Source organism: Escherichia sp. MOD1-EC6842 (assembly GCF_002965705.1).
Taxonomy (GTDB): domain Bacteria; phylum Pseudomonadota; class Gammaproteobacteria; order Enterobacterales; family Enterobacteriaceae; genus Escherichia; species Escherichia ruysiae.
Genome location: NZ_PTRF01000001.1, coordinates 563065 through 573897 on the forward strand (window position 1 = coordinate 563065; position 10833 = coordinate 573897).

Annotated in this window: 5 protein-coding genes and 2 pseudogenes; 4 read left to right on the forward strand and 3 right to left on the reverse strand. The window is 48.8% G+C overall.

Features of this window, described 5'->3' with window-relative positions; all coding sequences use genetic code 11:
* Positions 1-86: 86 nt before the first annotated feature.
* Complete coding sequence (locus tag A7Z29_RS03005; protein WP_010350796.1) at positions 87-1223, forward strand: alpha/beta hydrolase; 1137 nt, start codon at positions 87-89, stop codon at positions 1221-1223.
* A 177-nt stretch (positions 1224-1400) separates the two neighbouring features.
* Positions 1401-2594 carry an MFS transporter gene (locus A7Z29_RS03010; protein WP_000494213.1) on the forward strand — a complete coding sequence of 398 codons (1194 nt, stop codon included), beginning with the start codon at positions 1401-1403 and terminating at the stop codon, positions 2592-2594.
* Between the two features lie 142 nt (positions 2595-2736).
* On the opposite strand, the pseudogene A7Z29_RS24010 reads toward A7Z29_RS03010, so the two are convergent.
* Together A7Z29_RS24010 and A7Z29_RS03020 are read right to left on the reverse strand one after the other, a co-directional pair.
* Positions 2737-3249: pseudogene (locus tag A7Z29_RS24010) on the reverse strand (ISNCY family transposase); the annotation flags it as partial.
* Positions 3171-3485 (reverse strand): helix-turn-helix domain-containing protein, encoded by a 315-nt coding sequence (locus A7Z29_RS03020; RefSeq protein ID WP_176241071.1) that lies wholly within the window; start codon positions 3483-3485, stop codon positions 3171-3173. The pseudogene A7Z29_RS24010 and the gene A7Z29_RS03020, both read right to left, overlap by 79 nt.
* 438 nt (positions 3486-3923) lie before the next feature.
* Between A7Z29_RS03020 and A7Z29_RS03025 the strand changes: the two genes are divergently transcribed.
* Positions 3924-4781, forward strand: coding sequence for a helix-turn-helix domain-containing protein (locus A7Z29_RS03025; protein ID WP_024165164.1), 858 nt, complete (start codon positions 3924-3926; stop codon positions 4779-4781).
* 149 nt (positions 4782-4930) lie between these two features.
* On the opposite strand, the gene A7Z29_RS03030 is transcribed toward A7Z29_RS03025, so the two are convergent.
* Positions 4931-9814 carry an invasin domain 3-containing protein gene (locus A7Z29_RS03030; RefSeq protein WP_105289762.1) on the reverse strand — a complete coding sequence of 1628 codons (4884 nt, stop codon included), beginning with the start codon at positions 9812-9814 and terminating at the stop codon, positions 4931-4933.
* Positions 9815-10684: 870 nt separating this feature from the next.
* Between A7Z29_RS03030 and A7Z29_RS03035 the strand changes: the two are divergent.
* Positions 10685-10833 (forward strand): annotated as a pseudogene (locus A7Z29_RS03035) (glutamate decarboxylase); the annotation flags it as partial.

The following is a 10833-nucleotide window of genomic DNA, read 5'->3' on the forward strand; positions in this document are numbered from 1 at the left end:
TAACTATAATATGCGCGTTGCAACAAAGCACGGCAGCGTTGGCCGTATGAAACCAGTATCTGGCACATTTTATGAAGGGGATTTTGATGACTGCTTTCACCCAAAAATTGACAGCTGCGATACCCGCCATGCTGTTATGCGCATCATTAAGTGGAGTCACAAATATGAGTTACGCTGATACAACCAATCCGAACGCGCCCGTTTCGCTGGTTGAGAAATGGGATAAAACTTTTGCTGAGAGCACGAAAGTTGATCACCGTAAGGTGACCTTTCCGAACCGGTACGGGATCACCTTAGTCGGGGATCTCTACATACCGAAGGATCGTGGAGATCGCAAGCTGGCCGCTATTGCTGTTAGTGGCCCCTTCGGGGCGGTGAAAGAGCAATCCAGCGGCCTGTATGCGCAGACGCTGGCTGAACAGGGATTTGTCACTCTGGCTTTCGACCCTTCATACACGGGTGAAAGCGGCGGCTACCCGCGAAACGTCGCATCTCCGGATATCAACACCGAGGATTTCAGCGCGGCGGTTGATTTCTTAGGCCTGCAAAAAGAGGTGGATCGCAACCGTATCGGGTTGCTCGGTATCTGCGGATGGGGCGGCATGGCTTTAAACGACGCTGCGATGGACACGCGTGTCAAGGCGGTGGCGAGCAGCGTGATGTATGACATGAGCCGTGCAATGGGTCATGGCGTGGGCGATGGCAAAGACCGCTATACCACTGCCGATCGTCGTGCCGTATTGCAGTATCTGAACATGCAGCGCTGGAAGGATGCGGAAAATGGCGCTTTCGCGCCAGGCGGGCATGACATTTACGTTGATGAGAAGGGCAACGTCACCGCTTCCGATCGTATTTTACCGGAAACTCTGCCCACGAATCCTAATCCGGTATTGAAAGAGTTCTTTGATTATTACCGCATGCCGCGTGGTTTCCATGCGCGTTCGGTCAACTCAACCGGTGCCTGGAATGCAACCATGCCGCTGTCATTTATGAATATGCCGCTGCTGAGTTACGCTAATGAAGTTACTATCCCTACACTCATCGTGACCGGCGAAAAAGCCCATTCACGCTATTTTGCTGAAGATGCCTTTAACGCGATCGGCAGCAAAGAGAAAGAGTTAGTGATTGTTCCCGGGGCAAACCATGTTGATCTGTATGACAACGTTGCGGGTAAGATCCCATTTGCCAAATTTGAGCAATTTTTCAAGGCAAACTTAAGATAACCCGAAAGGTTTACCAGGCCACCTGTCGTAAACGGGTGGCTTTTAACTGCCTGGTGTGATGCAGAATATGCCACATCGCCCTCTATTCTCACCCAACTATTATGTCGTTATTCCCTGAATAACTTCTGACCCGACTGCGCCTGAATCTGGCTGGTTCGATATTAAGGGATGCTAATAATGTTCACTATAAGTCTAAAACAATCATACGAAAAAACGCATGCATACTGGAGCGGCGTATTTGCCATGACGCTTTGCGTGTTTGTGCTGATCGCTTCTGAGTTTATGCCAGTCAGCCTGCTTACGCTCATTGCCCATGATTTACACGTTACCGAAGGGCTGGCAGGGCAAGGAATTGCTGTGTCTGGCGCGCTGGCGGTGCTTACCAGTCTGACTATCTCCCGTATTGTCGGAGACCTGAATCGAAAATATCTTCTGCTGGGGCTGACGGTCTTAATGGCCATATCGGGAATAGTTATCACCATAGCGCCTAACTATCCGGTTTATATGCTGGGGAGGGCTCTGATTGGCGTCGTCATCGGAGGATTCTGGTCAATGTCGGCTGCAACCGCCATTCGGCTCGTGCCGCAGCACCAGGTCCCCCGCGCACTGGCAATTTTTAACGGCGGCAACGCGCTGGCCACCGTTGTGGCTGCGCCGCTTGGTAGCTATCTGGGGACAACCATCGGTTGGCGTGGCACCTTTTTATGTCTGGTCCCCCTTGCGATAGCTGCGTTCATCTGGCAATGGATCAGCCTGCCTTCGATGGAAAGCGATAAAACACATAAACCACAGGGGTCTGTGCTTCGTCTGTTCAGTGTCGCCATCGTACCAACGGGACTGCTGGCCTGTGGGCTCTTCTTTATGGGACAGTTTGCTTTATTTACCTACGTGCGCCCCTTTCTGGAAAGCGTCACCAGAGTGGGAGCTTCTGCTCTTTCTCTGATTTTGCTCGCAATAGGTGTAGCAGGTTTTGTCGGCACAATGCTCGTCTCAACATTCCTGAACACCATATTTTATAAGACATTAATCATGATCCCGTTGCTTATGGCAGCGATTACCGGTGCGTTACTGCTGGTCGGACACCACATCTGGGCTGTTGCCGTTTTACTCAGCCTGTGGGGGCTACTTGCAACGGCTGCGCCAACGGGGTGGTGGACATGGATAGCACGTGCGTTACCCGAAGATGCAGAGACGGGGGGAGGCCTCATGGTTGCGGTGATTCAGCTATCTATTGCACTTGGTTCAACGGCTGGAGGTCTGGTATTCGACAGTCTGGGATGGAGAAGTGCTTTTGGTTTAAGTGGTTTGTTACTTCTGGGAGCGGTGGCGATGACATGGGTCACATCCCGTCAAAGTAGGAATGCGCAGTAGCGCAATCCTTTTATTTCTGGCGTACGCTCTTTAAGGCATACGGCTGAGGGGCTAATGACCGCTCCTCGCTCAAAGCGGACATTAATGTCTCTGGCAATTCAGTTCTGTGAAGGGTGGGATTATGTCTGCCTTCAGAGCTTCGTCATTTCCTTGTACCGAAAATTTCTTCAGAACGGGACTGTAACGTCTTCAACGCATCAAGCATATCGTCACCATTCAGTGAACGTTGCGATTTCTTTTCGCCTGGTTTTCTGGGCCATCACCGGCAGGGAGTGCCTGTGAACGGTTATTATCGCGTTTATCCTGAAACAGTTTGATAAATTCAAGGGTACGTCCGAGTCGTTTGTTGTCCACGATAGCCCCCTGGTCGATTTCCTGGAGCCGATCATAGGTGGAGTAGGGAAGAGCTTCACCGTTAAGGCAGAGTTCTTTACGACCTTCCGGGTAATGCCAGACCTCGATATATTTCCCGATAGCCCTGCGGCTTAACTCATCTCATTATCTTCAATCAGATAAAGTACTGCACCGTTAAAGATTTTGAAACACGTCGCAGTTCCCGCCATGTGAAAGATGCGGCTAGATCATCATCAGTTTCAAGTGGCCGGTGAACATCAAAGTCATGCCGAGGCGATTTCGCAAAGCGCCGGTTGTAATCATCATTTTCCGCACGGTCTCTTTTGAAATCCGGACACCGTATTCTGTGGTCAGAATTCGCCAGATTGCAGACGGATTCATCCCCCGACCACGTGTGCGAATAAACTGCAGGGTCTGGTCTCTGATGGCAGTGTTTAACTGATGGTTGCCGGGCTTTCCCCTGCGCTGGCTGACCAGACCGGCAGGTCCCAGCTCACGGTAACGTTTATTATCAATGTATTGCTGGGTGGCCATCATGTAGTCGAACGCATTTTCTGAATCACAGAATCGCAGGTGCATCAGACGACCGGTGGCGTCATCCATGAAGAGCTGAAGCAAAGCCCGGTCAAATACTCGCTGAATGATGCCAAGTCGGTAAAGTTCTCTGTCTGTCATAGTCACCAACATAAGATTGCGGTCCTGTGCTGAGCAAAATGAAAGCTGAATTGTGGTGAGACGACAATAACGCTTTGTGCTGACAACCTTAGTGCGCATAATGTATATTATGTTAAATAAGAGATATCAGAATGCCCCTGACCACCGTACCGACCTCATAGCTTTAATGTACATGCTTCCTCCCCATTCCCCGACAGGCACTATCAATCGTTTTGCCTCGGGCATTTCTGTTTTTGATATACTCAAAGCCATTGTCGCCAGGAAAATGTGCAAAGTGACTAAAGATAAATGGAGAATGTTATGATCAGGCAGAAGATTTTACAGCAGCTCCTGGAGTGGATTGAGTGCAATCTCGATCACCCTATCTCAATCGAAGATATCGCACAGAAATCTGGCTACAGCAGACGCAATATTCAACTCCTGTTCAGAAACTTCATGCACATGCCCCTGGGCGCATACATCCGCAAACGAAGACTTTGTCGGGCAGCCATTCTTGTCAGACTTACTGCCAAATCAATGCTTGATATTGCGCTCTCTTTGCATTTTGATTCACAGCAGTCATTCAGTCGTGAATTTAAAAAATTGTTTGGATGTTCTCCCAGAGAATATCGGCACCGTGATTTTTGGGATCTAACAAATATTTTACCCCCGTTATTAACGCGTCAACATCAAAAGACAGATTGCACATTAATCCATCTTCCTGAAACACGTATTTTTGGCAATGCATTTAAATATGATATTGAGCTATCTAATACGCCACCAGATGAAGAAGCAAAACTGCGCCGTAATCATTTATCCCGGTGTCTGCAAAATTTGAAGATGGATATCTATTACGTCTCAGCGTATACACCATCAACAAAATCGGTAGATTTGCTCACAGTTGAAACTTTCGCCGGTACTGTATGCAACCATGCGGATACAGACATGCCAAAGGAATGGATAACGGCTGGAGGGCTTTATGCATCTTTCCGCTATGAAGGAGATTGGGAGCACTACGCGAACTGGGTGCGGAACCTGTATCTGATAGAACTGCCTGCCAGGGGGTTAGTCAGAGTCAACGGCAGTGATATTGAGCGATTTTACTACGATAAAACTTTCGTAGAAAAGGATAGCAATTATGTTGTTTGCGAAATTTTTATCCCCGTTCGCCCAGCTTAGTTTGTATCTGTGTCACATTCTCAGATTAAGGATTACCCTACCCTGCTACCGTCTAATCAGTACCAGGGTAGGTATTTAGTGGAATAATGGCGTTGAGAATGTCAACGCCATTATTCTTTATTACAGCGAATTTTTCATTCCGGGAGAAATTATTTTACTGCCTCCTCACCTTCTTCAGTAGCAGCTTTCACAGCGTTAATAGTCACCGTCACAGGCTGCATTTCGTACCCACCATACGTCAGAGTGTTGAATGTAAATGTATATTCCCCAGGCTTAGTGGTACTGAATTTACGTGTGATTTTCCCGTTCACGAAATGGTCAGCTTTCGACGGCAAGAACTGGTAATCATTCTCCGTCACGCCTTCCGGAGCCTTAATGTCGACCCACATATTTCCCCCAACAGGGTTGCCAGCCGACATCAGAGTAACATCCAGCGTTGCGGTCGCCACTCCGTCTGCTACCAGTTCTTTTACATCAGATGATGCAGCAAGTACTGCATTTTTATCATCCGCAACGAATCTGGATTCGGCAGTTTTCGTCGATACCTGACCGTCGGTCCGATTCACTTTCGCTGTTAGCGTATATATCGCCGCTTTAGTGGTAGAAGCGGTGAATATAGCCTTCCCTTGCTCATTAGTTGTTGCAGTCCCGTTCGGCTCCAGATCTAATGTTGTCGGGCTGGCGGTCAGCGTCACTTCACTACCTTGCACAAGGTTGTTATTGGCATCAGTAACCGTAACTTTATAAGTCTGTTTGGCTTTACCATCTGCCAGTGCACGGTTGCCAATCACCTCAATACTCGAGATGGTTGCCGTAGCCTTGTCAGCCACAAACGTGATGCTCTGCGCATCCGACATCTGGTCATTTCCTGCCGTTGCGGTGATTGCATACGTTCCCGCAGTCACAGAAACGACTCGCAGCTCGGCTTTACCTTCATCGCTGGTCTTCACCCAGGTACTCTCGTCATTAAGCGGTGTGACGCCCCGAGGCAGATTAAAGGCGACCATAGTTCCGGGAACAGGGTTGCCGTTTTTATCCTCAACAGTTGCCGTCAGCGTAAAAGCATCTTTGCCGTTTGCTGCTTTTTGATCGACGGTATCAACCTGAAGGCTTGCCTGACCGGTTTTGGCATCCGCTTTGAACTTCACCGTGGCAGTCTTCTGATTTTTATTCACCGAGACTGTGATTGTGTGTTCCCCGGCAACTGTGGACATCAGCTCAATATCGGCTTTACCTGCCGCATTCGTTGTTACCGTATTCCCTGTCTTGCTGCTCACTCCCTCAGGCAGAGTCAGTGTTACCGTTTGATCCTGCAACGGGTTACCATAGGAATCTGTTACGGTCAGGGTAACCTTGTTGGCGGACTGTCCATCAGCCAGTTGGTTATCAACATTCACTGAAATATCGTGAATGTTAGCCTCAGAAGCGTTACCCACAACGTTCAGCAGTAGTGGTTTCGAAGCAGCATCTTTGCCATTCACTCGAGGCCAGATAACCAGTTGACCGGCTGCAGAGCCTGTGGTTAACGTCGTAACATAGGTGCCATTGCTTTGTTCCGTCCAGGTTCCTGCCGAAGGTTGTTCCGTCCCTGTGCTGGCTACGCCACTAAATTCTGGAGCATCAGGTTTCAGACCACTTACAGGGTTACCGTTCGCATCCTTCGCCGTGAAGGTCAATTGTGTCGTCGTTTTGATCATCGGGGCTTCATTATCTGCAACAAGCGTGGAGTTCACTAACGACATCTCCCCGGCGGCGATGGTGACAGAAACCGCCTGCTTCAGAGCATCAGCGCCATCAACGCGCGGCATGATGGTCAGCTCACCAACTCCCGTTGCGCCAGCAGTCAGCATCGCCGTATAGGTTCCATTGCCCTTCTCCGTCCACTGACTGACGGATGGGCGCTGCTGGTTGACGTTGTATGCATCACCACCAAATTGCGGTGTTTCCGGTGTAATACCGGTGATTGCGTTGCCGAATTTATCCTTCACAGTCAGCGTCAGCGTGATGCTTTCGCCTGCGGTAATCGACGTTTTTGATACGGTCATTTCCGAGTGGTCAACCGCAATAGCCCCCGCTTTAACGTTAACCGGAGTTGCCTGTGCTGTAGCGTTTTTGCCATCGATCTGCGGCATAATGTTCAGCGCGCCTGCCCGCGTTCCCGAACGCAGAACAGCCGTGTATTCGCCGTTGCCTTTATGGCTCCAGCCTGTAACTGAACTACCAGACGCAGCGTCACCGGAAAGCGATGCGCCAAGTTTAGCGGTGTCGATATCGGTAAGCGCGTTTCCAAACTGGTCTCTGGCGGAGAAAGTCAGTTCCGTCGTGCTTTCAATAGCAAGGTTGGCATCTTTTACTGTCAGCGTTGAAGTAGAAACTGCCTGATCGCCCGCGACGACAGTCAACTGCGCGGCGTCGGTGGCTGCTGGCTGGCCGTTGAATAACGGCATAATGCGAAGATCACCTGTCTTTCCGCCGGTGGTCAGCGTAGCGACATAGGAACCATCGCCTTGCTCGCTCCAGTTGGAAACGTTCGCCCCTTCAGACGCAGCTCCCGTCAGGCTTGTCGACAGGGAAAGACCGCTGATTGCGTTACCATGCGCATCTTTTGCCACAAGCGTCACAGTCGTGCTTTCCCCTGCTTTTACGCGATCCGCTGCAACGGATACTTTCGACTGGCCTGAAGATAAAGCATCAGCTACCACAGTCACTTTCGCCGCATTAGCTGCAGCATCCTGACCGTTGATCTTCGGCATAACAATTAATTCACCCGCCGTAGTACCCAGAGAAATCTGCGCAGTCCACGTCCCGTCGCCATTATCCGTCCAGCCTGAAACGGAAGAACCCGCAGCGGCAGTCCCCGTTAATGACGGTGTATCTGGAGTGAGACCGGTCACCGGGTTGTCATAGGCATCTTTTGCTGCCCAGATAGCTGTAAGCGTGCCACCAACTACCGGTTTATCCGGGTTCAGGGTGATGGTTGAATGCGCTGTATCAAGCGGTCCGGCGACAAACTTCAGCGTTTGTTGTAACGTTCCCAACTGATACTGCTCGCTAAAAGCACGCACAACAATGTTTCCGGCGCGGGTTGAAGAAACCGTGGCGCTGTAAACCCCTGGGTTTATCTCCGAAATGCTGCCAATGGTAACGCCATTGCTGTCCTGTGGAACAAATCGCAGGCGGCTGGCTTCTCCCGTTACAGGGTTGCCATCGGTATCCACGGCAGTAAGCGTCAGCGTGTAGGATTGCTGACCATTGGCAACCACGTCACCTGACGGCTCATTCACGCTCAGAGTCGATTTTGTCACATCCATCATAGTGGCACGCAGTTCAGCAGTGACGGTTTTGCTCATGCCATCAACGCTCACCGTAATGGTTGCTTCACCTGATTGCGTACCGGTGGTGAAGACCGACTGGTACACCCCGGCTTCTGTTTCGGTGATCTCCCCCAGAGTTGGTTGCGCTTGTGATTTAGCAGACTTAATGCCCCGCGTTACGATGTTTCCGGCAGGTTTAAACGTCAGTTCAGTTTTGATCTGATCTTTCATACCCGTGATTGGCTGCCCTTCGGCGTCTCGCAGAGACAGAACCAGCGGCTTTTGCGCACTCCCGTTAGCAAGCATTTGGATACGGCTCTGACCGTCAAGCGTTAACGTAGTGCGCTCGGCGCTCATACCTGCCCCGGTGATAACCACTGCAGTCTGTACGCGTTTTGAGGCATTGCCTTTGTTATCGTATGCGACCGCAGAAATTGCGTAATAATTGTCTTTGCCTGCCTGATAAGCCGGAAGCGTCACTTGCCACTGGTTACCCTGACCGGTAATTTTACCGCCTGCAGCCAGCAAGGACGGCGCTTCCCATTGCACATTTTTCAGACCGTGAGTTGCTTTGCTGACTACAAGACCAAGCGAAACCGTCTGTCCGCCCTTACCTTCAATACGATCAGGCAGAGCAATACGGATCACCTCAGCTTTGCGATACTCAAGAACAATATTGTTATTACGTTCAACCAGATCATAACGGCTGCCTGCGAGTACCCGACGCTCGCGAATGCTATCCGTATCGAGTTGTTTCTCCAGAGGCTCGCCAAACCGGTAGTTAACTTCCAGGCCAAAGCGAGTGTCATTCTGACCGCTCTTGCCCTGCTTGTGCTCTGCACTCAGTGTCAGAAGAGGCACTGGCGTATAGTTCACCTCAGCAGAAATGGCATGTGGGTCTTTCTGGCGCTTATCTTTACCAAACAGCCCTACCTCATCGCCATAATATTGTTCATACATCAGGCTTGCGCCAAGCTGCGGCCATGCCGGTAAATATCCCTCTGCGCGGATATCCCAACCATTAGCCGGACGCTCTTGATAATCCTCAATATCCGGCGATTTTTTCCAGCCAGAAGCCCGAATATAACCATTGGCACTCAGTTTCAGATAATCGCGCCAGTATTCCGCACCAACGCCAATACGGGTATGACTACGGGATAAATCATGATCGATAAATGTGTTCAGCCCCGCCATCCAGTCATTGCCTGAAAAATGACGCCAGCCGAAACCAATATTTGACTGAGTACGATCGTCGGTACGATGTATTGCCCCCTGAGTGAACAGCATATCTGAAGGCGTATCATAAATCGGATAAAGCATTTCCAGCGAAGAGTCCTTCAGCGAGAAATCTTTATCGACATTCAATTTGACACGCGCCGTACCATATTTTCCAAGCCACTCCTGGATTTCCTGGGTAGCCTTAGCTGTGGCCATTCCGGTAACAAAATTGCGTGTCGCATCGCTATCCGGCTGACTGCTTAAAAATTTACCGGCATTCGCGGCAAACGACGCGATATTTTTTTCTGCATTATTGTCAGTCGCAACCGCAGTATTTTCCGTACTTAGACGAGGCAGAGCCGCTCGCGCCGTCATTGTCGGCGTAAAGGTGACAGCCAGTGGAAAAAGAACCTGAATAGAGATGTTTGCCCACGCCACGCAGTGAGCCAGGGCTGAATAACGAAAGCGTGGTTGTTTATTAGCTTTTTTAAAACGTGACATTGAGATAATTTCCTGATGAACGAATTAACGAACATAAGCAAACGCAAATAAAATGTTTGCTTGTCAGAAAAACCGGGTATTTCCCGGTTTCCTTTTCCGCAGAAAAGGAAATACCTTTATGAAAGAAAGCGCATCGCCACCCTGAATATTCAGTGGTTGCAATAACTCGTCTGGTGACAGGGCCGGGATTATATTTTTGTTTGTAAATATGAATTTAGCTTTTTGTGCAAGAGCTAATATAAAGGGGCAAGTTCTATTGGATGCTGACTAAATTATGGTTACCTGGTTATTTAGAATTGGATTGTTTAGGTATCGTTACTGGCCTTTTATAGCGGAAAGGCATTTCAGTCAAAATAAGTCAATAAGCCTTCGGTGGTATGCCAATCCTCATTTATAGTCATGTGTTCTTCGATTAGGAAATATCTTAATCACTCGCGATAGACATTACTTAATTTTTCGCATAGTCATTATCTGCATACATCTATACTGGACTATTGCTGAAGGAATAAAAACCTCACCCGCCAGCATGGTTGGCAGAGATTTCAGTAATAACCTTTGTTATTTGACAATCTTATCCATCGCTTTCATAAATTAATGACGAGCGAATAATGATATTTTGCGAGCTGATTTTTATGTGATAATCATGGCGCGTAGTAAAATCACAGAAAAATAACAACATATCACTCAAAACCCCTTATCGGAAACTGTTGTATCTCATTGTAATTAATTATGAAAAATACACTGCACTTATTCCGAAAATCAAAAATCGGTTAGGATTTTGTTATTTAAAACCCAAGCCATTACGCTTGCTTACTTTATCGATAAATCCTACTTTTTTTAATGCGATCCAATCATTTTAAGGAGTTTGAAATGGATAAGAAGCAAGTAACGGATTTAAGGTCAGAACTACTCGATTCACGTTTTGGTGCGAAATCTATTTCCACTATCGCGGAATCTAAACGTTTTCCGCTGCACGAAATGCGCGATGACATCGCATTCCAGATTATCAATGATGAATT